Annotated in this window: 21 protein-coding genes; 13 read left to right on the forward strand and 8 right to left on the reverse strand. The window is 71.7% G+C overall.

Annotation, left to right across the window (positions count from 1 at the left end):
- Nucleotides 1-26 precede the first annotated feature (26 nt).
- Nucleotides 27-1,055, forward strand: a complete 1,029-nt coding sequence (gene hppD / locus C503_RS0108520; protein WP_018681768.1) for a 4-hydroxyphenylpyruvate dioxygenase — start codon at nt 27-29, stop codon at nt 1,053-1,055.
- The gene (locus C503_RS0108525; protein ID WP_018681769.1) at nt 1,052-1,957 is read left to right on the forward strand and encodes a phytanoyl-CoA dioxygenase family protein; all 906 of its coding nucleotides are present in this window, start codon (nt 1,052-1,054) and stop codon (nt 1,955-1,957) included. Before hppD ends, C503_RS0108525 begins: the two co-directional genes overlap by 4 nt.
- Nucleotides 1,958-2,484: 527 nt before the next feature.
- Here C503_RS0108525 and C503_RS0108530 read toward each other — a convergent pair.
- Genes C503_RS0108530 through C503_RS0108545 form a run of 4 tightly spaced genes read right to left on the reverse strand, consistent with a single transcriptional unit; the run spans nt 2,485 to nt 5,653 of the window.
- Nucleotides 2,485-3,249, reverse strand: a complete 765-nt coding sequence (locus C503_RS0108530) for an ABC transporter permease (protein ID WP_018681770.1) — start codon at nt 3,247-3,249, stop codon at nt 2,485-2,487.
- A gap of 12 nt (nt 3,250-3,261) precedes the next feature.
- Nucleotides 3,262-4,215: a daunorubicin resistance protein DrrA family ABC transporter ATP-binding protein gene (locus C503_RS0108535; RefSeq protein ID WP_018681771.1), complete on the reverse strand. Its 954-nt coding sequence runs from the start codon at nt 4,213-4,215 to the stop codon at nt 3,262-3,264.
- Complete coding sequence (locus tag C503_RS0108540) at nt 4,212-5,381, reverse strand: glycosyltransferase (protein WP_018681772.1); 1,170 nt, start codon at nt 5,379-5,381, stop codon at nt 4,212-4,214. Before C503_RS0108540 ends, C503_RS0108535 begins: the two co-directional genes overlap by 4 nt.
- A complete protein-coding gene (locus C503_RS0108545; protein ID WP_018681773.1) occupies nt 5,378-5,653 on the reverse strand; it encodes an acyl carrier protein in 276 nt (91 codons plus the stop codon). The genes C503_RS0108540 and C503_RS0108545 overlap by 4 nt, the downstream gene beginning before the upstream one ends.
- A 179-nt stretch (nt 5,654-5,832) precedes the next feature.
- Between C503_RS0108545 and C503_RS0108550 the strand changes: the two genes are divergently transcribed.
- The 11 genes from C503_RS0108550 to C503_RS0108600 all read left to right on the forward strand — a co-directional run bounded on the left by C503_RS0108550 (nt 5,833) and on the right by C503_RS0108600 (nt 17,652).
- Complete coding sequence (locus tag C503_RS0108550; protein WP_018681774.1) at nt 5,833-7,197, forward strand: condensation domain-containing protein; 1,365 nt, start codon at nt 5,833-5,835, stop codon at nt 7,195-7,197.
- On the forward strand, nt 7,194-8,126 hold the full coding sequence (locus C503_RS0108555; RefSeq protein WP_018681775.1) for a 3-oxoacyl-[acyl-carrier-protein] synthase III C-terminal domain-containing protein: 933 nt from the start codon (nt 7,194-7,196) through the stop codon (nt 8,124-8,126). Before C503_RS0108550 ends, C503_RS0108555 begins: the two co-directional genes overlap by 4 nt.
- Nucleotides 8,127-8,143: 17 nt before the next feature.
- Nucleotides 8,144-8,458 (forward strand): phosphopantetheine-binding protein, encoded by a 315-nt coding sequence (locus C503_RS0108560; protein ID WP_169514515.1) that lies wholly within the window; start codon nt 8,144-8,146, stop codon nt 8,456-8,458.
- Complete coding sequence (locus C503_RS42660) at nt 8,458-9,336, forward strand: hypothetical protein (protein ID WP_018681777.1); 879 nt, start codon at nt 8,458-8,460, stop codon at nt 9,334-9,336. Before C503_RS0108560 ends, C503_RS42660 begins: the two co-directional genes overlap by 1 nt.
- Nucleotides 9,333-10,004: a 4'-phosphopantetheinyl transferase family protein gene (locus C503_RS38640; protein ID WP_018681778.1), complete on the forward strand. Its 672-nt coding sequence runs from the start codon at nt 9,333-9,335 to the stop codon at nt 10,002-10,004. Before C503_RS42660 ends, C503_RS38640 begins: the two co-directional genes overlap by 4 nt.
- Nucleotides 9,998-10,879, forward strand: a complete 882-nt coding sequence (locus tag C503_RS0108575) for a class-II aminoacyl-tRNA synthetase family protein (protein WP_018681779.1) — start codon at nt 9,998-10,000, stop codon at nt 10,877-10,879. Before C503_RS38640 ends, C503_RS0108575 begins: the two co-directional genes overlap by 7 nt.
- A complete protein-coding gene (locus tag C503_RS0108580; RefSeq protein ID WP_018681780.1) occupies nt 10,876-11,850 on the forward strand; it encodes a thiamine pyrophosphate-dependent dehydrogenase E1 component subunit alpha in 975 nt (324 codons plus the stop codon). Before C503_RS0108575 ends, C503_RS0108580 begins: the two co-directional genes overlap by 4 nt.
- A gap of 28 nt (nt 11,851-11,878) precedes the next feature.
- Entirely contained in the window at nt 11,879-12,856 is a 978-nt protein-coding gene (locus C503_RS0108585; protein WP_018681781.1) for an alpha-ketoacid dehydrogenase subunit beta, read from the forward strand.
- Nucleotides 12,850-14,277 carry a condensation domain-containing protein gene (locus C503_RS38645; RefSeq protein WP_018681782.1) on the forward strand — a complete coding sequence of 476 codons (1,428 nt, stop codon included), beginning with the start codon at nt 12,850-12,852 and terminating at the stop codon, nt 14,275-14,277. Before C503_RS0108585 ends, C503_RS38645 begins: the two co-directional genes overlap by 7 nt.
- Nucleotides 14,278-14,391: 114 nt before the next feature.
- Nucleotides 14,392-16,215: an FAD/NAD(P)-binding protein gene (locus tag C503_RS0108595; RefSeq protein WP_018681783.1), complete on the forward strand. Its 1,824-nt coding sequence runs from the start codon at nt 14,392-14,394 to the stop codon at nt 16,213-16,215.
- A 105-nt stretch (nt 16,216-16,320) separates the two neighbouring features.
- Nucleotides 16,321-17,652 carry a class-II fumarase/aspartase family protein gene (locus C503_RS0108600; RefSeq protein ID WP_018681784.1) on the forward strand — a complete coding sequence of 444 codons (1,332 nt, stop codon included), beginning with the start codon at nt 16,321-16,323 and terminating at the stop codon, nt 17,650-17,652.
- 41 nt (nt 17,653-17,693) lie between these two features.
- On the opposite strand, the gene C503_RS0108605 is transcribed toward C503_RS0108600, so the two are convergent.
- From C503_RS0108605 to lanKC, 4 genes are all read right to left on the reverse strand, one after another.
- Nucleotides 17,694-18,869, reverse strand: a complete 1,176-nt coding sequence (locus C503_RS0108605) for a GNAT family N-acetyltransferase (protein WP_018681785.1) — start codon at nt 18,867-18,869, stop codon at nt 17,694-17,696.
- Nucleotides 18,870-18,940: 71 nt separating this feature from the next.
- Nucleotides 18,941-19,072: a hypothetical protein gene (locus C503_RS48455; RefSeq protein ID WP_018681786.1), complete on the reverse strand. Its 132-nt coding sequence runs from the start codon at nt 19,070-19,072 to the stop codon at nt 18,941-18,943.
- Nucleotides 19,073-19,102: 30 nt separating this feature from the next.
- On the reverse strand, nt 19,103-20,293 hold the full coding sequence (locus C503_RS0108615) for an MFS transporter (protein WP_018681787.1): 1,191 nt from the start codon (nt 20,291-20,293) through the stop codon (nt 19,103-19,105).
- Between the two features lie 3 nt (nt 20,294-20,296).
- Nucleotides 20,297-23,044: a class III lanthionine synthetase LanKC gene (lanKC, locus tag C503_RS38650; protein WP_018681788.1), complete on the reverse strand. Its 2,748-nt coding sequence runs from the start codon at nt 23,042-23,044 to the stop codon at nt 20,297-20,299.
- Nucleotides 23,045-23,172: the final 128 nt, after the last annotated feature.

A 23,172-nucleotide genomic window follows, 5' to 3' on the forward strand; every position in this document is an offset into this window, starting at 1 on the left:
AACCACCGGCATCCCAGAGGTCCACAATGCACGTTCACGCGATTGACCACGTCGAGTTCTACGTCGGCGACGCCGACGCGGTGTCCGCCAGGCTGCGCGCCGAGTACGGCTTCCGGCTGCACGGGCACCTGCGCGAGCACCCCGGCGCCCGCTCGGTGCTGCTCAGCCAGGGCGACATCCGGCTGGTGGTGACCTCCGCCCTGGACGACTCGCACCCGGCCGCGGGCTACGTCGTGGAGCACGGCGACGGCCTGGCCACCATCGCACTGTCCACCGACGACCCGGCGGCCGCGCTGGCCGAGGCGGTCACCCGCGGCGCGGTCGTGACCGACGGCCGGGTCGGTGGCTTCGGCGATGTCGGGCATGTCTTCGTCCGGCCCGGCGAGCTGTTCGCGGGTGCGGACGTGTCCGAAGCGGGGAAGGACACGGCTGAGGACACCTTGTCCCTTTTGGACGCGATCGACCATGTGGCGGCGGTGGTCGGCGGCGGCGAGCTGGACCCGACGGTCGACTACTACGAGAACGTGCTGGGCTTCAAGCAGATCTTCGAGGAGCGCATCGAGATCGGCGGCCAGGCGATGAACTCCAAGGTGGTGCAGAGCATCTCCAAGGAGGTCACGCTGACCCTGTTCGAGCCGGACACCGACGCCGAGCCCGGCCAGATCGACGACTTCCTGGCCGCCCACCACGGTTCCGGCGTGCAGCACCTGGCGTTCCGCACCGACGACATCGCCACCGCGGTCCGTACCCTGTCCGACCGCGGCGTCACCTTCCTGACCACCCCGGCAGGCTACTACGACGCCCTCGCCGAGCGGGTCGACCACGTCGCCGTGCCGATCCCGACGCTGCGCGAGCTCAACGTGCTGGTCGACCAGGACAACGAGGGCGAGTTGTTCCAGATCTTCACCCAGACCACCCACCCCCGCCGGACCATCTTCTTCGAGCTCATCGAGCGCCTTGGCGCGCTCACCTTCGGCAGCGCCAACATCAAGGCGCTGTACCAGGCCGTCGAGCGCGAGCGGACCCGGGCCAAGGCAGAGGAGCCCGCCCAGTGACCGTCACCGACCAGTTCGTCCTCACCGAGGCCGAGCACGCGCTGTTACCCACCGACGCCGAGGTCGCCGAGTACGCCGCCCGCGGCTGGTACCTGTCGCGCAAGCTGTTCACCGACGACGAGATCGACGCGTTGCAGGAGGCGACCGAGCGGTTCTACGCGGGCCACCGTGACCGCCGCTTACCGTTGCGCCCGCCGAACCTGGCGTACTGGACCCCGGAGAAGGGGGATGTCCAGCGGCACAACGACTACGTGCACTACGAGAGCGACGAGATCGCCGCGATCCTGCGCAAGCCGCTGCTCGGCGCGGTCGCGGCGCGGCTGGCGCGGGCGGACGAGATCCGGATCTGGCAGAGCACCCTGATCTACAAGCCGCCGCGCCCGGAGGAGGAGTCCAACCAGGTCCCCTGGCACATGGACCGGCACTACTGGCAGACCTGTACGTCCGAGCGCATGCTGACCGCGTTCCTGCCGTTCCACGACTGCGACGTCCGCATGGGCACGATCACCATGGTCGACGGCAGTCACGCCTGGGGCGAGATCCCCGGCGACGACTCGACGCGGCACTTCGCCCAGCGGGACCGGGCGGAGCTGGAGGACCTGCTGGCGGCCAACGCGGCGCACAACGGGGCGAGCGTGTCGAAGATCCCGATGAACATCCCCAAGGGGCACGTGAGCTTCCACCACTGCAAGACCTACCACGGCAGCGGCGCGAACCTGGCGGACCTGCCGCGACGGGCGATCTCGCTGCACCTGCAGGACGGGGACAACCGGTTCCGGCCGTACCTGAAGTCGGACGGCACACCCGTTTTCTACAACCATGACGTGCTGGTCCGTCGAAACGACGATGGCCTGCCCGACTACACCGACCCCACCTACTGCCCGGTGCTCTGGCGCACCTGATCCATATCTGATCCGGACCTGATCCGAAAACGGAAGAGCCCGGCGCCCCAGCGGCGTCCGGGCCATTTCCGCTACCCATTTCTTCCGCCGATTCCGACCACTTTCCAGACCCCGCCCACCCAGGGGGCTGACCCCGATTAAGCCTAGTCCATTCGGCGGCTTGTCAAGAGGGGGTGGTCGGGGTCTGTGGATGATTCCGGCCGGTTGTGGATAACCCGGCGCGGCTCCCCACGGCCGGGTGAACCTCAGCCGGGCGATCCCGCGATCATGCCCCTGACCTGCTGATCCAGGTTGTCCACAACCACCCGGAACCATCCACACCCCCAGGCCACCCCCTCTTGACAAGCCGCAAGATCCACTAGGCTGTAAAGGGGTCGTCCCCCCGGGATGGGCGGGGGTCTGTGTGGGTGGCGGTCGTGGAGATCGACTTCGGGGTTCCGGGGCGGTGGGGGTGCGCTGAGCAGGGAGAACGTAGGAAACGGGCCCCCGACCCGAGGAGGTCGAGGGCCCGTTTGGCGGGGTAAGGATCACCGCACCTGGCGGGCGAACATCCTCGTGGCCCACGTGACCGTCAGGGCCGCCAGCGCGACCACCACGATCATGCCGATCCACACCGCCGAGTCCCCGGGGTTGCCGGTGAACAGCGCCCGGGTCCCGTTCGTCGTCCAGTAGATCGGGTTCCACTCGGCGATCGTCACCAGCCACCCCGGCGCCAGCGTCAGCGGCAGCAGCACGCCGGAGAGCAGCGACAACGGCTGCGAAACGCTGTTGATCAACGGGCCGAGCGCGGCGGGCGAGGGGATCAGCATCGCCATCGCGTACGACAGCGCGCACGCCATCAGGGCCATCAACGCGAGCATCACGTAGGCCAGCAGCAGCCAGCCGATATGCACCGTCAGGCCGAACGGCAGCGCCACCAGGGTGATCACCACCGCCTGCCCCATCAGCGTCGTGACCTCGGAGAACGCCCGGCCCAGGATGAGCGCGACCCGGTTGACCGGGGTCACCCTGGACCGCTCGATCACCCCCGACCGCAGCTCCGCCAGCAGGCCGAACCCGGCGAAGAAGCCGCTGAGCAGCACCAACACCACCAGCAGACCCGGCACATAGATCCGGTACGCGTCCGCGTAGGTCTGCGCGCCCGTCGGGGCCAGGGCCTGCTTGAGCAGGGGGGCGAACAGCACCAGGTACGCGATGGGCTGCACGAAACCGATCACCAACCGGGCCGGGGTGCGCCAGACCAGCAGCATCTGGCGCTGGTAGACCAGCCACGTGTCACGGAGGAACTTCATGTCCGGGGTCTCCTACTTGTCCCGCAGCGAGCGGCCGGTCTTGATCAGGAACACATCGTCGAGGCTGGGCCGGTGCAGCTCGACGGTGTCGAAGGTGATCTCGCCGCCGTCCAGGGCGCGCATGATCTGCGGCATGGCGGTGGTGCCGTCGTCGACGTAGAGCCGCAGGCCCTCCGGCGCGATCTCCAGTTTGCGCACGTAGTCGCGGCCGTCGAGCAGCTCGGCGGCGCGCGGGGCGGCGCCGTTCAGGCCGACGGTGACCACGTCACCGGCCACCCCGTGCTTGAGCTCGGTCGGCGTGCCGAGGGCGACGATCTCGCCGTGGTCGATGATCGCGATGCGGTCGCACAGCGCGTCGGCCTCCTCCAGGTAGTGCGTGGTGAGGAAGACGGTCATGCCGCCGTCGCGCAGCCGCCGGACCTCGTCCCACAGGTGGGCGCGGGACTGCGGGTCCAGGCCGGTGGTGGGCTCGTCCAGGAACAGCACCTTGGGCTCGTGGATGATGCCCATGGCGATGTCGACCCGGCGCCGCTGGCCGCCGGAGTAGGTGCGGCACTGGCGGTCGGCGAACTCGGTCAGCTCGAACGCGGCCAGCGCCTTCTCGGTGCGCTCGACCGCCTCCGCCTTGTGGATGCCGTGCATTCGGGCCTGGAGCACCAGTTCCTCGCGCGCGGTCACCTCGTCCGTCGTCGTCCCGCCCTGCGGCACGTAGCCGACCCGTGCGCGCACGCCCGCCGGGTCTTTCCGCAGGTCGGCGCCCGCGATGACGGCGTCGCCGTCGTCCGGGTCGAGCAGTGTGCACAGGATGCGGGCGGTGGTGGTCTTGCCCGCGCCGTTCGGGCCGAGGAAGCCGAAGATCTCCCCCTCGGCCACCGACAGGTCGACGCCGCGGACGGCCTCGACGGTGCGGGTCTTGCGCCGTTTGCCCAGCGTGAAGGACTTGCGCAGTCCCTTGACCTCGATCATGACGTGCTCCTGCTCAGGCCGGTGCTGACCGGCTCCTCGGTGACCAGACCGGCGAGTGCCGCGGCCGCGGCGGCGGCGCCGCCCGCCTCGGCGAAGGACTCCCGGACGCGTGCGGCGGCGACCCGGTAGCCCGGACCGCCCAGTACCTCGGTGATCGCGGCGCGCAGCAGGCCCGCGTCGGCGCGGGCGAACCCCACCCGCACGCCCGCGCCCGCGGCGACCACCTGGTTGGCGTTGATCGGCTGGTCGTGCCGGATCGGCGCGACGACCAGCGGGACCCCGTGCGCCAGCGACTCGCACACGGTGTTCAGACCGCCGTGCGTGACGACCAGGTCCATCCGCGGCAGCAGGTCCAACATCGGGACCCGGGGCAGCGCGATCAGGTGTCCGGGCAGGTCGGGCAGGTTCTCGGCGACGAACACCGCCTGCACGTCCAGCGGCGTCAGTGCCGCGACCGCCTCGCTCAGGAACCGCTCGGACACGTCGTCGGCGAGGGTGCCGACCGAGACCAGCACGTGCGGCCGGTCGGGGTCGAGCCACTCCCACGGGAAGTCCGGCTGGTTGGGGCGCTCGGCCAGCATCGGCCCGACGAACCGGAACCGGTCCGGGAATCCGGAACCGGCCAGCGCGGCGGTGGTGCTGGCGAGTACGAGATGGGGGGAGAACCGCAGGTCGAGGTACTCGTCGGCCGGGAGTCCCGCTTTGTCCCACAGATGTTGCACGCGCCCGGTGAGCCAGGCGTGCACCCGCGGCAGGTCGGTGAGCGGCTCGCCGAGGTCCATGGTCGAGCAGGCCAGGGTCGCCCAGGTCAGGCCCAGCCGGTGGGCGGCGATCGCGCCCGCGGGGGAGTGCTGGTCGACCACCAGCACGTCCGGCCGGAACTCGGTCGCGGCGCGTTCCACCGCGGGCAGGCTGAACTTGGCGAACGGGACGATGAACCGGTCCCAGACCGACCGGATGGCGGCCAGGCCGTGGTCGGACTGCGGGCGGTGCAGCCGCGTGCCGGTGGGGAAGACCAGGGCGTTCTCGCCCAACAGCGGGCGCAGGTGCATCTCCGGGCCGACGTAGGCGACCTCGTGACCGGCCCGGAGCAACGCCTGGCCCACGCCGTGCGCGGGGTTGACGTGCCCGGCGAGCGGCGGGACGACGAACAGGAACCGGCTCATGCGGACACCGTCGAGCGGTCGGCCACGTACTCCACGACCTGCCCCACGGTGAATCCGATGATCTCGTCGAGCCCCAGCCCGCGCACGTGCCCGGCCAGGTCCACCGCCGGGCCGAACCGCCGGGCCAGCGCCGCGCTCGCGGCGGTCAGATCCAGGCTGTCGAACCGCAGATCGCCCTCCAGGGTGGCATTCGGCGTAATTTCCGGCGGGCATCCGCCGCACGGGCCGACCACCTCTCGGAGTATTCCGGCGATCTCTTCGAAAAGCGCCATCGCGCGACCTCCACAACACCGGTTGCGCGCCAAGGTACCGCACCGCCCGCACCCCGTCACGAACAATCTCGGCGAACCGGTGGTCGGATGAAAGAGGGTGCCGAGTGGAGTATTGACACTCCCGTTTCGCGCTGCCGACAATGCCCCGGAGACCTACATTCCGGCGGGGAGACAGCAGCATGACGGACAGGATCCTCGTCGATTTCCGCGGCCCCGGCTCGGGCGTCGGCGAGCTGACCTGGGGACAGCGCACCGTGTGGCGGGTGGTGGTCAAGACCGGCCGCTCGGAGACCATGGGCGGCGTCGTTCCGCTGCCCGCGGGGTCCACGGTGGACGACTCGGTCGCCGTGCTGCGCTACGTGATGGGCAGGCACCAGTCCCTGCGCACCCGGCTCAGCTTCGACGGCGCGGACGGCGGACCCCGGCAGCGGGTGTCCGAGTCCGGGCAGATCGCCCTGGAGGTGGTGGACGCCGGGATCGACGACCCGGCCGAGGTGGCCGAGCAGGTCCGGCGCCGCTACGCGGACACCGACTTCGACTACGAGCACGAGTGGCCGGTGCGGATGGCCGTCGTGGTCGCAGGCGCCGACCGGGCCGCGACGCACTCGGTGGCGGTGTACAACCACCTGGCCATCGACGCGCACGGGATGGAGGCCATGATCGCCGATCTGTCCACTATGGACCACAAGACCGGCGGGCCGACCATGCCGCTGGACTGCACCCAGCCGTTGGAGCTGGCCGAGCAGCAGCGCAAGCCCAACGTGCTGCGCAACAGCGAGGCCGCGCTGCGCTACTGGGAGCGGGTCCTGCGCGCCGTCGCGCCAAGACGGGTCGACGGTGAGTCGGACGACCGGCGCGAACCGCGCTGGGGCACCCTGTCGCTGGAGTCGCCCGCCGCGCTGCTGGCCACCCAGGCCATCGCCGCCCGGCTGGGCACCGACACCTCGCCCGTGCTCCTCGCAGGCTACGCGTCCGCGCTGGCCCGCACGGTCGGCAACAACCCGGTCGTGCTCCAGATCGCGGTCAACAACCGGTTCCGGCAGTCCCTGCTCGGCTCGGTGAGCACGATGGCGCAGACCTGCCCGCTCATGGTCGACCTGGCCGAGGTGCCGTTCGACGAAGCCGTGCACCGCGCCCGGCAGGCCACCATGGTCACCTACAAGTACGCCTACTACGACCCGGAGCGGCGTGCCGCCATGGTCGAGGCGGTGGCCGCGGACCTGGGCGGCCCGGTCGAGATGGACACCTACTTCAACGACCGTCGCCCGCCCGGCCGCGAGGAGCGCTTCCTGGTCGCGCCGGAGCCGGAGGAGATCCTGGCCGCGCGCGAACGGACCACCCACGAGTGGGTGAGCTGGACCGATGTGGACAACCCGTTGCTCTATCTGGACGTCGACGAGGAGCCCGCCGCGGTCCGCTTCAGCCTCACCGCCGACACCCACCGGGTGGCGCCCGCCGACGCGCTCGGGCTGCTCACCGAGGTGGAGACCGTCCTGGTCGCCGCGGCGCTGGACCCGGCGGCCACCACCGGCGTGTCGGCATGACCGCGCTGGCCGAGGTCTCGACGTACCTGCCGCCCGATCTCGTCCCGTTGGAGGAGCTCGCCGACCGGGTCGGCCTGACCGAACGCCAGGTGCGCCTGTTCCGCCGTTTCCACGGCCTGGACAGGATCTGCCTGGACCGCGACGGCACCGTGCTGGACCTGCTGCTGGCGGCCGCTTCCGGCCTGGAAACCTTGCGCGGCAACGAACACCGCGTGCGGTACGTGATCTACGCGCGCGGGATGCCCGCCGCCGTGCCATACCCGTACGACCCGCTGCGGGAGCTGTGCGGGAAGCTCGGCCTCGACCACGCGCTGTCGTTCACCGTCACCCACCAGGCGTGTGCCACCGGGTTGCTGGCGATCGACGTGGCGGGCCGGATGCTGGCCGACGACCCCGATCCGGACGCGCTGGCGCTGGTGGTGTCGGGGGAGAAGACGTTCACCCCGGACGCCATGCTGGTCCCGGAGACGGCCGTCTTCGGCGAGGGCGCCGCCGCCGCGCTGATCAGCGCGGACGGCCCACGCGACCGTCTGGTCTCCTACACCACCAGCATCCGCGGCGACTTCGACGGCAGGCTGGTCGTCGACCCGACACTGGCCCTCCGCTTCCAGAACGAGTACCCGGCGCTGCTGTCCGAGGTGCTGCTGGCCGCGGTGGAACGGTCCGGGACGCCGCTGGCCGAGATGGCGGTCCTGTTGCCGCACAACGTGAACGCGGTCTCCTGGCGGCGGGTGGCCAAACGCATCGGCTACCCGGTGGAGCGGGTGGTGCTGGACAACGTGCCGGTCACCGGGCACAGCTTCGCCGCCGACCCGTTCCTCAACTACCGCACCGCCCTGGACCGGGGGCTGCTGCGGCCGGGGGACCGGTACCTGGTGGGCGCCGCGGGACTGGGCGCCACGTTCTCCGCGATGGTCTTCGAGCACTAGTTCTGATGGGAGGACCCGTGGGGTCTGTGGAGATAGTCGAGTCCGATGTCACAGCCGAGACCGCCGATGTCACCGCGTTGCGGGACAGGGTGACCGCGAGCATGAGCGAGCTGCTGCCGCGCGTGCTCAAGCGGGACGTCCCGGAACTGAACGCGGACACGACGCTGTTCGCCGGGCTCGGCCTGAGCTCGGCCAGCACCCTGGAGCTGCTGCTGGAGCTGGAGGACGAGCTGGAGATCCAGATCGACGTCGAGGAGATCGACCAGGGCGACCTGGAGACCGTCGGCACCCTGGCCCGCTACATCGCCACGCACACCGTCGCGGACGAGTGATGTTCGGCTCCGGCCCGCCCGGCGCGCCCGCCCCACCGGCCCGGTTGGTCGGCGCGCTGTCCCGGGTGTTCGACGAGACCTCGCCGACCGCGCTGGACCCGGCGCTGCGCCCGTTCCTGGCGGACCTGGTCCGCCCGTACGGGACGGCGCTGCGCGAGGACCTGCTGGCCGCGGGCGTCGGGCACTCGTTCGGCGAGATGGCCGAGCGGCTGCTGCCCGCGGTCGTGGGCCCGGACGAGCCGGTGGACCTGCTGATCGTTGCGTTCGCCATGCACGACCTGAGACTGGGCCGTGCCACCGCGTGCTACCTGAGCGACCGGTGTCCGGGCAAGCCCAACGCGTTCGCCGTGTGCGACCAGGGCTCGGGCGCGGCGTTCACCGCGTTGCGACTGGCCGGGTCCTATCTGGGCACACCGGACTGCTCGCGGGCGCTGGTGTTCGTGGTGGAACAGTCCGCTTTGCACTACGAACCGCTCGCGCCCGCGCCGATACCCGACCGGCACACCGCTGTCGTGTTACGCCTGGAGTCCGGTTCGGACGGTGCGCCGGTCGCCGGTCGTCAGCACACCGGGGTGGACGCCAAGCGGCTGCCTGGCCTGTTATTGGCGGAGATCGGCCGGGTGTCCGGCGATCGCGAGGACGTCACGGTCGTCGGCTCGGCCCGGTTGGCCGCCGCCGCGCCCGGCCTGGTCGACGTCGTGACCGACGCCGGTCAGCCCTATACCGGGATCTGGGCGGACCTGGCCGGGCGCGCCGACGGGCTGGTCGTGCTCGCCGACCACGAGCCGTCGCACGGTCTGCTTTGTCTATCCACAGTGGACTTCAAGAGTGCTGCGAAATCCACTATGGACGCGGATCCGGTCGGGGTGGCAGCATGAGCGAGGCCGACACCGTGTGCGTCTGGCTGGTCGACTCGGCGCTGCCCCCGGTGCTGATGAGCGAGCTGGCAGCCTCCCTGGACGAGGGCGAGCGGCGCCGCGCGGACGAGATGGACCCGCTGCGGCGGCGGGAGTTCGTGGCCGCGCACGGGGCCGCGCGGCTGCTCACCGGTCGGGTGCTCGGCATGGCGCCCGACCGGGTCCGCTGGCGGATCGGCAGGCACGGCAAGCCCGAGGTCGACGGGCTGCGGGTGAGCCTGTCCCGCTCGTCCGGGCTGGCCATGTTCGCCTGCACCGCCCGCCGCGCGATCGGCGTCGACCTGCAGCGGGTCGACGAAGGCCTGGACGTCGGCCGCACCGCCGACCGCTACTACCCGGCCGACGAGGCCAGGCACGTGGCCGACTGCCCGCCGCACGAGCGGCCCACCCGTTTCACCGGGCTGCTCACCCGCAAGGAGGCGTGCGTGAAGGCCGCGGGCGGGCGGCTGTTCCCCGGGCTGCGGCTGCCGGTGCACGGGCGGGCGGTGGTCCGCCAGGCCGACGGCCCTTACCGGGTGCGGGACCTGCCCGCGCCCACCGGCTACGCGGCCGCGGTCGCGCTGGCCGGGATCGACGACTACCGGGTCCGCGCGCACCGCTGGCCCGACGAAGGAGTACGACCATGGTGAACCTCGGCGAGACGGACCTCCCGCTCGGCACCGGCGTCCCCGGGGTCTACCTGTCCCCGCCCGGGTTCGAGCGGGTGATCGACCTGTTGCGCTCGGGTGTCGCCGCGCTGGCCGCGGACGAGCCGTTCCAGCGCCTGGTGATCCCGCCGGTGATCTCCCGGCAGACCATCGAGCGCGCCGGGTACGTGCAGGCGTTCCCGAACCTGCTCGGCACCGTGCACGGCTACGGCGGCACTCCCAGCGGTTGGGCCCGGCTCAAGCCGCTGGTCGAGGAGGGCGGCGAGTGGTACGCGCAGCAGCAGATCGGTGACCTGGTGCTGCTGCCCGCCGCCTGCTACCCCGTCTACGCCACGCTCGCCGACCGGACTCTCGACGAGCCTGCGAAGGTGTCCGTGGAGGCGTCCTGCTTCCGGCAGGAGGCGACCAGCGAACCGGGACGGCTGCGCTCGTTCCGGATGCTGGAGCTGGTCACCGTGGCCACCGACGAGGACTGTCTCAAGTGGCGGGCCGCGCGGCTGGAACAGGTGGAGGGCTGGTTCACCGAGCTGGGCCTGGCGGTGTCGGTGGAGGTCGCCGACGACCCGTTCTTCGGTCCCGGCCGCAAGGTCTACCAGGCGGCGCAACGCATGCAGGAGCTCAAGTGGGAGCTGCGCGTGCCGCTGGCGGACGGCACGGTCCAGGCCGTGGCCTCGGCCAACTACCACAAGGAACACTTCGGCGAGACCTTCGGCATCACCGCGGGCGGCGCCCCCGCGCACACCTCATGTGTCGCGTTCGGACTCGAACGACTGGCCATGGCGCTGATCAACCGGCACGGCAAGGACTCCACGCGGTGGCCCGGCGACGTGCTGGCCGCGCTCGGGGGCGCCCGATGACCGCGCCGGACAGCGTCGCGCTGTACCGGATGATCCGGTTCATCCGGCGGTTCGAGGAACGGTCGGTCGACCTGGTCAAGTCCGGGGAGATCGTCAGCGGGGTGCACCCGTGCATCGGCCAGGAGGCCGTGTCCGCCGGGGCCTGCGCGACCCTGGAACCCGACGACATCGTGCTGTCCAGCCACCGCGGCCACGGGCATCTGCTGGCCAAGGGCTGCGACCCGGCCAGGGTGATGGCCGAGATGGCCGGGCGCGTCACCGGGATCGACAAGGGGCGCGGCGGCTCGTTCCATCCCTCGGACTTCTCCGCGAACGTCTACAACGCGACCGGTACGGTGGGACACGGTTCCGGCATCGCGGCCGGGATCGCCTGGGCGGCGGTGAAAGCCGGGAAGTCCACTGTGGTCATGAGCTTCTTCGGCGACGGCGCGGTCACCCAGGGTGCGCTGCTGGAGGGCTTCAACCTGGCCGGGCTGTGGAACCTGCCGGTGGTCTATATTTGCGAGAACAACGGATACGCCACGACACTTCCCGTTCAGACCGCGGTTTCCGGTACGATCACAGGGCGCGGCGAGGCGTTCGGCATCCCGTCCTCCACAGTGGATGGACAGGACGCGGAGACCGTCTTCGCGGCGGTGTCCGAGGCGGTCGAGCGCGCTCGCTCCGGTGGCGGTCCCTCGCTGCTGGAGATGCGCACCTACCGCTACCACGGGCACCACACGTTCGAGCTCAAGACCCGGCTGAAGTACCGGGAGCAGGCCGAGATCGACGAGTGGCGGCTGCGCGACCCGCTCGACATCCAGGCCGCCCGGGTGGCCGCGGACGTCCGCGCGCGCATCGACGACGAGGTGGAGCGCGAGCTGGACGAGGTCGTCCGGTTCGCGGTCGAGAGCCCGCGGCCGGACCCGGCCGACGCCACCGACCACATGTACGCCGACGGGTTCCGACCCCGCGCGGGCGTCTCGCTGTAGCACTCCGCACACGGGGAAAGGGGGAGGAATGCCCAAGCTGTCCTACCTGAAGGCGCTCAACCGCGCCCTCGGCGACGAGATGACCCGGGACGAGTCGGTCTTCGTCCTCGGCGAGGACATGAACTTCGCGCTCACCAACGTGACCGCCGGGTTCCTGGACCGCTTCGGCCCCGACCGGGTGGTGGAGGTGCCGCTCACCGAGCAGGGCTTCACCAACTTCGCCACCGGCGCGGCGCTGGCCGGTCGCCGTCCCGTGGTGGAGTTCCAGATCCCGTTCCTGTTGCTGCTGGTGTTCGAGCAGATCACCAACCAGGCCAACAAGTTCCTGCTGATGAGCGGCGGCCAGCGCAGCGTCCCGGTCACCTACCTGATGCCCGCCGCGGGCTGGCGGCCCGGGTGGGGCGCGCAGCACTCCGACCAGCCGTACAGCCTGTTCGCGCACATGGGCGTGAAGACCGTGCTGCCCGCCACCCCCACCGACGCCTACGGACTGTTGACCACGGCCATCCGCGACGACGACCCGGTGGTGTTCTTCGGGCCGCTGGCGTCGCTGACCGTGCGCGAGGACGTCGACTACGCCGATCTCGGACCGATCCCGCTGGGTTCCGGCCGGGTGCACCGGGCCGGAACCGACGTCACGGTCGTGGCGTTGGGCCACCTGGTGCACGAGGCGCTCGCGGTGGCGGACGAGCTGGCCGCCGAGGCGTCGATCGAGGTGTGGGACCCGCGGTCGGTGTACCCGTTCGACTGGACCGGGCTGGCCGAGTCGGTGGCGCGCACCGGGCGGCTGGTCGTGTTCGACGACTCCAACCGGTCCTGCGGCATGGGCGCGGAGATCCTGGCCACGGCGGCGGAGGAGATGCGGCTGACCGCGCCGCCGCGCCGGGTGACCAGACCGGACGGGGCGATAGTGGGCGCCGTCCCGGAACTGGACGTGGTGTTGCAGCCGACCCGGGCGCAGCTGGCGGAAGCCGTGCGCGCGGTGCTCAAGAGCCCCGGATGGTGAGCCCCGTCCCCGACCCGGTCGAGCGCGTGTCCGTCCCGTTCCACGGCCGGGGTTCGGGTGAGGCCGAGCTGACCTGGGGACAGATCGGGATCTGGCAGGCGATCGAGCGGTCCGGCGAGTCCCGGACCATGGGCGGGACGACGGCCCTGCCGCCCGGGATCGAGGTGGAATCGGTCGCGGGCGTGCTGGGCGCGCTGGTGGGACGGCACCAGGCGTTGCGGACCCGGCTGGTGCTCACGCCGGGACGGCCCCGGCAGCGGGTGTCGACCTCGGGCGAGCTGACGCTGGAGGTCTTCGAGTCGTCGTCGCCCGCGGCCGTCGCGGCGGCCGTGCAGGAGCGGTACGCGTCGGTGCCGTTCGACTACGAGCACGAGTGGCCGGTGCGGGCGGCCGTGGTCCGGCGGGACGGCGTGTCGACCCACATGGTCGTGGTGTATCTGCACCTGTCGCTGGACGCGGGCGGGCTGGAGGTGCTGATCGGCGAACTGGGACAGGACCCGGCGACCCTGCCGCCGGTCACGGCCGTGCAACCGCTGGAACAGGCGCGGTCCCAGCGGGAACCGGCGGCGTTGCGGCAGTCGGCGAACTCGTTGCGATATCTGGAACACGTGTTGCGAACCGTCTCACCCCTGCGTTTCGGGCCGCCCCGGGAGGACCGGGATCCCACTTTCCGGATGGTCCGGTTCCGCTCGCCCGCCACCCGGCTGGCCGTGGACGCGATCGCTCGCCGGGCCGGGATCAGCACCTCCCCGGTGCTGCTGGCGTGCTTCGCGGTGGCGCTGGCGCGGGCCGGGGCGAGCAATCCGGTGATGGCGATGCTGATGGTGAGCAACCGGTTCCGGCCGGGCTTCGCCGACTCGGTGAGCACGATCGTGCAGATCAGCCCCTACCTGATCGACGTGGCCGACGTGACGCTGGGTGAGGCCGTGGCGCGGGCCGCGCGCAGCACCATGAACGCCTACAAGCACGCCTACTACGACCCGGACGCGCAGGACGAGGTGGTCGACCGGGTGATCGCCTCGCGCGGCGAGGCGGTGGACTTCTCCTGCTTCTACAACGACCGCCGCAAGTCCGATCGCGCGCCTGCCGTGGGTCTTGACCCGACGGTGGCGGAGCTGGCGTCCGCTGTGGACCGGTCCGAAGTGCACTGGGAAGACGAGCCGGGGATGCCTCGGCAGAAGCTGTACCTGCACGTCGACAACACAGTCGACCCGCTGGGCGATCCTGCGATCGAGTTCACCATGTCGGTGGACACCCGTTACTTCACCGCGGACGAGACCGAGGCCGTGGTGCGCGGCTTCGAGTCGGTCGCGGTGAGCACCGCCCTCGACCCCGACACGCCCACCGGCGTGTGGGTCGAGACCAGGTTCCCGGCGACCGCCGGAGCCGGGGCGGACACTGGCGAGGGAGGTGCTCCATGATCGAGATCAAGTGACCTCCGCGGTAGCGCGGAGCAACCTCCACGCATCGGGACAGACGGAGCGCGGGGGTCGGGACGACCCGGCCCCCGCGCCCCCTTACCACCGGGAAGTGGCATGCACGGGTTCCCCGCCGTCCACGAGGTCTGCGTCGTCGGCGCGGGCCCGCGCGGCCTGAGCGTGGTGGAGCGGCTCTGCGCCAACGCGACCGGGCCGCTGGTGATCCACCTGGTCGACCCGTACGCCGGGCGGGGGAGTCGGGTGTGGTCGGTCGACCAGCCGGGTTCGCTGCTGATGAACACCATCGCCTGCCAGGTGTCGATGTTCACCGACGCGAGCGTGGCGTGCACGGGGCCGATCGTGCCGGGTCCGTCGCTGTACGAGTGGGCGCAGGGGGTCACCGATCCCCGGTTCGAGGCCGAGGCGCGCTCGTTGACACCGAACTCGTACCCGACGCGGGCGTTCTACGGGCATTACCTGGACTGGGTGCTCGACCGGGTGTGTCGGACGGCGCCCGCGGGGGTGTCCGTGCGGGTGCACCGGCGGACGGCGGTGGAGCTGGTCGAGGCGCCGGACGGCGGCCAGGCCGTGCTGCTGGACGACGGATCCGCTGTGGATGGTCTGGCGGCGGTGGTCCTGGCGCAGGGGCATGTGCAGATGCCGTTGGGTGCGGGGGAGCGGGTGCTCGCGGATCTCGCGGTGGCGCAGGGGCTGTGGTACTGGGGTCCGGGGAACCCGGCGGAGATGAACCTGGGCGCGCTGATGCCCGCGGAGCCGGTGGCGGTGCGCGGGTTGGGGCTGGCGTTCTTCGACGTGTTGACGTTGTTGACGGTGGATCGGGGCGGGCGGTTCGCCCGTCGATCCGATGGTTCGCTGGCCTATGTACCGTCCGGTCGGGAGCCGTCGATCGTGGCCGGTTCACGGCGTGGGGTGCCGTATCACGCGCGGGGCGAGAACGAGAAGGGCGCGTTCGGACGGCATGAGCCGCGTTTCCTGACCCCCTCGGTGATCGAGTCGCTGCGTTCCCGGCCCGCGGTGTCGTTCCGGGACGACATCTGGCCGTTGATCGCCCGCGAGGTGGAGCTGGTCTATTACACAGCGCTCGTGGGTGCTGAACCTGCTGCGCGGTTCATGGCGGGAGAAGTGGAACTCCCGGTTCCTCGGTGGGACTGGTCGACTATCGCCTGTCCGCACGAGGGCCGCCGGTTCGATTCCCCGGCCTCCTTCGATTCCTGGCTGTTGGATCTGCTGCGCGCGGATGTGGTGCGCGCGTATGGCGGGAATGTCGGCGATCCGGTCAAGGCCGCGCTGGATGTCCTGCGCGACCTGCGCAACGAGATCCGGTTGGCGGTCGACCACGGCGGCGTGACCGGCTCGTCCTATCGGTCCGATCTGGACGGTTGGTACACGCCGCTCAACGCCTTCCTGTCCATCGGGCCACCGGCGAGTCGGGTGGCCGAGCTGGTGGCGTTGATCGAGGCGGGCGTGGTGCGGATCGTCGGTCCCGGGATGCGGGTCGTGGTGGGGGATGGCGGGTTCGAGGTGAGCTCGCCGGTGGTGGCGGGCTCGGCGGTGGTGACCGAGGCGTTGATCGAGGCCCGGCTGCCCGAGGTCGACATCCGGCGCACCGGCGACCCGTTGCTCACCCGCCTGCGCGAGTCCGGCGACTGCGCTCCTTATCGGCTCGCGGATCCGGACGGTCCGGTGGAGACCGGCGGCCTGGCGATCACCGAACGGCCGTACCACCTGCTCGACGCGGCGGGGCGGGCCCATCCCCGGCGGTTCGCGTTCGGCGTGCCCACGGAGTCGGTCCACTGGGTCACGGCGGCGGGGATCCGGCCCGGGGTGAACTCGGTGATCCTGGCCGACGCGGACGCGATCGCCCGCGCTTCGCTGGCGGTTCCGGCGGTCACGCGCGCCGTCGTGGGCCGACCGGCTTGAGCGTTTCGCCACACGGTCGACGTGGACCGCTCACGGCAGGCAGACCCGTTGGTAGCCACTAGGATGAGCAGCGGGATTGATCGACGATCGGTGTGAGGGAGACTCGTGGTCGGGACGGACAGTGGGCTGTTGGCGCCGGTGTGGGCTGGGACCGAGGTGTCCGAGATCGTGACCGACGAGGCCTGGGTCGTCGCGATGGTCGAGGTCGAGGTCGCGCTTGCTCGGGCGCAGGCGGAGCTGGGAGTGATCCCGGCGGAGGCCGCCGCCGCGATCGGTGAAGCGGTCGCCGAGCTTGATGTCGTCGACTTGGCGGTGAAAGCCCGGGGCGGGGCGAACCCGGTGGTGGCGTTCGTGACCGCGTTCACCGCGTGCGTGCCCGGCGAGGCCGCCGAGTACGTGCACCGGGGCAGCACGAGCCAGGACATCCTGGACTCGGCCGCCATGCTCATCACCTCGCGCGCTTTCGCCCTCATCGACCGCGACCTCGTCAACACCGCCGAAGCCCTGGCCCGGCTCGCCGACCGGTACCGGGACGCGGTGATGGCCGGGCGGACCCTCACCCAGCACGCCGTCCCGGTCACCTTCGGGCTCAAGGCGGCGGGCTGGCTCACCCTCGTGGTCGACGCTCTGTCCCGGCTGCGCGCGGTGGTGTTGCCCGCCCAGCTCGGTGGGGCGGCGGGCACCTTGGCGTCCTATGTGGAGTACTCCGGCGATCCCGGCCACGGGCCCCGGCTCAGCGCCGAGTTCGCTCGGCGGCTCGGGCTGGTGGAGGCTGTCGTTCCCTGGCACGCGTTGCGCACGCCGTATGCCGACATCGGGGGTGTGTGCTCGATCATCACCGGGGCGTTGGGCAAGATCGCGCTCGACGTGCAGGGCATGTCCCGCACCGAGGTCGCCGAGGTGGTCGAACCCTCCGCCGAGGGGCGGGGCGTGTCGTCGGCGATGCCGCAGAAGCGCAACCCGGTCCTGGCCACCCTCGTCATGTCCGCTGCCCGCCAGGTCCCCCTCCAGGCGACGATCCTCACCCAGTCCATGATCGCCGAGGACGAGCGCGCGCCGGGCGCTTGGCACGCGGAGTGGCAGCCGCTCCGCGAGATTCTCCGTCTGACCGGTGGGGCTGCGGCCACGGCCGCCGAACTGGCGGCGGGCCTGGAGGTCTTCCCCGATCGCCTCCGCGAGAACCTGGCCATCACCGGTGGCACGATCGTCTCCGAACGGCTCAACGTCGCTCTCGCGCCGGTGTTGGGGAAGGCCGAGGCCAAGAAGCTTCTCGGCAGGCTTTCTCGTGAACCCGACTTCGCCGAGGCTCTGCGCGCTGCCCCCGAACTGTCCTCGGTGGACGTCGACGCGCTGCTCGATCCGGCGGGCTACCTCGGGGCGACCGATGCGCTCATCGAGCGTGCCCTTGCCTACCATCGTGAGGTCGTTGGCCACTAGGGTCCCTCCCGCCTCGATCGCGTCCTGCCTGGGGCGCACCACTAGATATACGTGCCGCACCACGGTGTCGTCTCCGTGGCGAACAGGCGGTCGGCGGTGGCCAGGACGTCGCGGTGGACGGTGATGTGGCCGGTGGCGGCCAGGGCGGAGGGACGGGCGCCGCCCAGGTAGAGGGCCGCGAGGGTGTCGACGGCCATGGTCAGGTGGGCGGGCTCGGTGGTGCGGCACGCGCCCGCCCGGCTGATCAGGTAGTGGCCGGAGTTGGCGGGCAGCAGCGGGTCCCGTACGTCGATCACCACCGGGTTCTCGCCGTGGTAGCCGCGGATCGCCAGGGCGGCGGGGACGTCGACGAGGCGGAGCCAGAGTTCGGGGCGGACGCGGTCGGTCCGGCAGGCCCGAAGGTCCGGGCAGAGCCATCGGATCGGCTCGTCCAGCGGGCGGGCCCGGAGGATCACCTGGTCCACGAGCGGGACGGCCAGCAGGTACCGGGTCAGGCCTGCCCAGCCCGGGGCGGAGGCGCTGTGCAGGTCCGCCACGTCCAGGACGGTCCGGTCCGCCTGTGCTTGCACGGAATACAGTGCGAACGCGTCCTCGCTCGATGCTCCGGAGTGGACGGCCAGGAGCAGTCGCGGGTCGGATCGGGCGGTCAGGCGGTACAGGGCGGCGAGGTGGTCGGGGCGGTCGACCATGCCCGGACGGGTGCGCATGCGCCGATACAGCTCGGGTACCGACTCCGCGTCCGTTTCCAGTTCGCTGATCCGGACCCGGCCTGCCGCGTTGGCGGTAGCCTGTGGACTGTCCACTTCGATGTCCCGGCACCACGTCGCGATGCCGAAGCCGAGACGCCGATACAGGGTGTCCGCGCTCGACCGCAGGATCACCACGGGTTCGACGACCGACCGCAGGAGATCTCCGAGCAGTTCGGTGGCAACACCCCGCCGCGTGTGGGTCGGGTGCACCGCCATCCGTCCGACGGCGCGAGCCGGGAGTCGGCCGCCGGGGACATGGACGTGGTTGGGTGTGCTGTGGCAGGTGCCGACCAGCTCGCCGCCGGTGTACGCGCCCAGTGTGCCGTCCGGGTCGATGGTGCCCGCGAGCACCGACCACTCCTCGTCGCCGGTCGGTGGACCGTGTGTGGCCAACCGGAACAGGTCGACGGATCGGCGGTGCTCCTCGGTGGGGACCGGGCGCACGGACACCGGCTCTCGCTCGCTCATACGGCACTCCAGCGGTGACGGGGTCGCGGCGGGTGGTCGTGGCCGACGGTGCGTCGGCCACGACCGTCAGGTCACTCCGCGATCGGGGCGAAGAGGGTCTTGCCGGAGGTGCAGCGCACGCTGACACCGCTGGTGGCCAGCAGTCCCAGCTCCTCGTCGGCGTTCTCGACGGGCAGGTTCTGCAGGTCCAGGATCTCGTTCATCGTCGTTCTCCTTGTCCTCTCGTGCTCCGGTCATCCGTTGACCGGACATCTCCGGGGCCGCGCGCCGAACGCGGCGAACCCGGCCAGCAGCAGGCCGAAGCCCAGGACCACGACCTCGGCGGGCAACCGGTCCAGCAGGAACGCGCCGACCAGCGGCCCGAGCGCGGGCACCACCTGCGGCACGACCTGGTAGACCAGCTGCACGCGGCCGGTCAGTGCGGGCGGCGTGACCCGCAGCAGGGTCGTCTGGGTCACCGTCTGGGCGGGTGGGCCGCCCAGACCGCAGATCCCGATCAGGGCGCAGACCCACGCGACGTCGCCGAGCGCGACCGGCAGTGACAACACCGCCGCGGCCCAGACGACGGTCACGCCCAGTACCAGGGTGCGGGCGGGTACGCGCCGGACCGCGGGACCGGTGAGGGCCGAGCCCGCCAGGTTCGCCAGTGCACCGACCGCCAGCACCACGCCGGTCTGCGCGCCCCGACCCTGGTCCTGGAACACCGCCAGCAGCACCAGCACCACGCCGCCGAACACGAAGTTGCCGACGACCGCCGCGCTCACCAGGTATCTCGGCAGCGGCGCGGTCCACAGGAACCGCCACCCGGCCACTGCCTCCCCGGGCCGGATCCGGTCCGGTCGCGATTCGCGGGCCAGGCGCAGGGGTGCCACGCACGCCGCCGACACCAGGAAGGACACGGTGTCGAGCAGGAACGGCAACGGCGGTGACCACGCGTAGCAGGCCGCGCCGACCAGTGGCCCGACGATGCTCGCCACCGCGAACCGCGCCTGGTTGACCGACAGCGCGGCGGTCAGCCGGTCCGGGGGCACGACCTGTCGGAACGCGGCCGTGCTCGCCGCCGCGAACACCACTCCCAGCGCGCTGGTGACCGCCGCGGTGCCGAACAACGCCGCCGGTCCGAGCCGGTGCGCCCATACCATCCAGACCAGCAGCCCGGACACCGCCGCGCGCGCCAGGTCCGCGACGACCATGACCGGCCGCGGGCCGAGCCGGTCGATCACCAGCCCGGCCGCGGGCACGACCGCGACCGCGGCCGCCGCCTCGACGAAGGTGGTCAGCCCGACGGCCGACGCGCTGTGCAGCTCACCGAGCACCACCAGCGGCAGCGCCACCATCGACGCCAGGGAACCGACGGTGGACAGCGCCTGGGCCAGCCAGAGCCGCAGATACCCGCGGTCGCGGTAGTGGGTGAGGACGCCCATCGCTCACCCGACCGCGGGCAGGCCGATGGCGTCGGACAACGCCGTGGTCGCGCTGGTCTGCTCGGGCGAGGTCCTCGGACCGCCCCGCCTGCCCCGCGCCGGGTCGGTCGCACCTCGCACCGTGACCGGTGCGTCGGGTACGGGCGCCGGTCCGCGCGGTGCGGGTGTGTTTGGCGTGCGACGGGCCCGCGTGGCCGTGTGCAGGGCGAGTAGGACGCCCGCGGAACCCGTGGCGAGGTCCATCGACAGGCGCAGCAGCCAGCGCCCGGGAAACGCGATGCCCTGCCGGTGGCGCACGGCCTGCCAGCTCAGCCTGCGGATGTGCGGGGCGGTCACATGCGACCCGGGGCAGGCGACGGCCAGGGCGGTGAGCAGCCCGGCCCGGCCGAGGAAGAGCCCGGGTTCCACGGTCAGCGGCGCTCGGCACGCGGCGAGGATGCCCGCGTGCACCTCGGACCACGGGCCGCTCGGGCGGTGGCGCAGGTACCGCCCGAGCGGTTCGAGCAGGCCGGCGCCGCCCACCGCGAGGTGGCCCAGGGCCAGCGTGCCGTCGGTGAGCACCACGTCGCCGCGGTCGGTCCGGCGGCTGCCCGCCAGGTCCGCGGCCAGGGCCCGGCCCGCGAGGTCGAGCAGGGCCGGGTCGGCGGTGTCGTCGTGCCGCCGCAGGCAGAACACCGCGACACCGGTCCAGCCGGGCATCAGACCCGCCCGTGCGGCGCCCGGTCCGCGTTTCGCGGGACTGTGCCTGCCTGTCCCGTGTCGTTCCGGGAGCTGCGGTGGCGGCGCGGTCGCCGGATCGGTGCCGGGCGGGAGGTGGAGACCACTCCCCGGGGTGGTCGAGCGGGTGACGACGCGATCGGTGACGGCGTCCAGCGCGTCACGCCAGTAGGTGTCGGCGGTGCGTGCGGCGAAGTACCGCAGGGCGAGGCCGATACCGGGCAGTCCGCCGAACAGGCCGGGCGTCTCCGGGTCGGGCAACTCGACCAGTCGCCGCATGATGCGGTATGCGTCGTCCTCCCTGCCCAGCGCGTGCAGGACCACGGCGGCGCCGTGCATGCCGTTGTACAGCCCGGCCTGCGGCTCCGCGCGGTGCACCGCGGCGGCCAGCCAGTCGACGTGGTCCTCGGGCACCGGTTGCCCGGTCGTGTGCAGCGCGTACAAGACGCCTGCCGCGCCGTGGGCGAGGTTGTAGCCGCCGTCGCGCAGACCGGCGGGATCCCCCGGGTACAGCCGGTCGAGGCGGTGTGGGGTCGCGGAGGCGAGGATCGACTCCGCCACCGCGTCGCGAGCGTCGGCGGAGTCGCCCGCGAACAGTTCCGCGGTGCGGGGGCGGGGGCACGGTGTGGTCCGTCGGTCGGCCGGACGCCGCAGACCTGTCCGGATCTCGGCGATCAGGTCGGCCGGGACCGGGAAGAGTTCGGCGACCGCGTCGACCAGTTCGTCCACCTTGTCCGGAGCCAGATCCAGCATGGGGGTCAGCGGGAGGAAGATCGCCAACCGGAGGCAGTTCAGCGCGTACCGGTCCCGTTCCGGACCGGCGAGCGCGTGCGCCGCGACGAACCCGGGCGCGCCGATGGTCGGCGCGGGTTGGCTGTCCGGCCGGTAGGCGATCTCGAAGTCCACCAACGCGACCCGGCCGTCCGGCCGCACGATCACGTTGCCCGGGTGCAGGTCGGCGAACACGTAACCGCGCTCGTGCAACCGGTCCAGGGCCTGTTCCACCCCGGCCAGCACGGCCAGCGCGGACTCGGTGTACGCGGCGACCGCGGCGGCGTCCGGACTCCCGCCGGTCAGCGGGTTGCGGGTGGCGATGAAGGACAGCAGCGTCTCTCCATCGATGTACTCCTCGGCCAGGAACTCGTGTTCCCACCGGCGGAAGCGGCCCAGGTTGCCGGGCACGAAGTCCAGATCGGACAGTTCGGCGAGCACGCGGGCCTCGTGCCGCAGCCGGGCCACCGCGTCCCGGCCCGTCGCGTCCAGTCCGGCGTGCGGCCGTGCCTCGCGCAACACCACCCGGTCCCGCGGGTCCGTGCCCCGGGCCAGGTAGACGCCGCCCCCGTTGGAGAAATGCAGTGCCTTCTCGACCGCGTAGGGGATCCCGTTCCCGTTCCGTTCCGCCATCGCGATCCGGTCGGTGATGAACTCGGGCGGGCGCACCCAGTCGGGCACGGTGAACCCGGGGCCGCGCACGTCCGGGACGAGCGTCCCGTCCGGTCGACGGATCGCGGGGACCCGGTGCCCCTGCTCGTCGGTGCAGTACATCATGCGGAAACCGCCGAACCGCAGGAACAACGGCCCGCGACCCCACCGCAGATCGCTGAGGATGTACGGCCCCGGGCGGGTGCCGAGCAGGACGGAAAGTTCGGCCAGCGTGCGGCGCAACTCGTCCGCCCGCGGGTAGACGGTGATCAGTTTCCCGCTGCCGCCGCGCGGCGCGTACTTGCTGTTCGCCAGCAGGTGCGTGCGCGGCGAAACGAGGAACTTGACGGCGATCCGCCCGGACAGGCAGTGCCCGGTGACGAGGTCGATGACCTCCTCGGCCTGGCCCGCGGTCACCGAGACGTGCAGTTTCCACCCCTGCTCGGGCAGCTCGTGCCCGTCCGGGGTGAGGTAGACCCAATGACCGTCGGATTCCCGGGTCCAGCCGTCGGGCAGCGGTCGTTCCGCCGCGCCGAAGCGCGGGTCGGGACCGGCCGACGGGTGGTCGTAGAAGTCCGGATCGGCCTGGCAGTACTGGAGGTAGTCGTCCACGGGGCCACTTGTCCTGGTTCGGATCGAGACCTGATGGGGGAGTGGCGCCGACTTTATGGCCGTGTGACGGGGAATCCGCGTCCCGCGGCCAGTGGCAGGCATGTTCATGCCAAGGTGCGGCAAAGCTG

It is taken from the genome of Actinokineospora enzanensis DSM 44649 (assembly GCF_000374445.1).
In the GTDB taxonomy this organism is placed as follows: Bacteria; Actinomycetota; Actinomycetes; order Mycobacteriales; family Pseudonocardiaceae; genus Actinokineospora; species Actinokineospora enzanensis.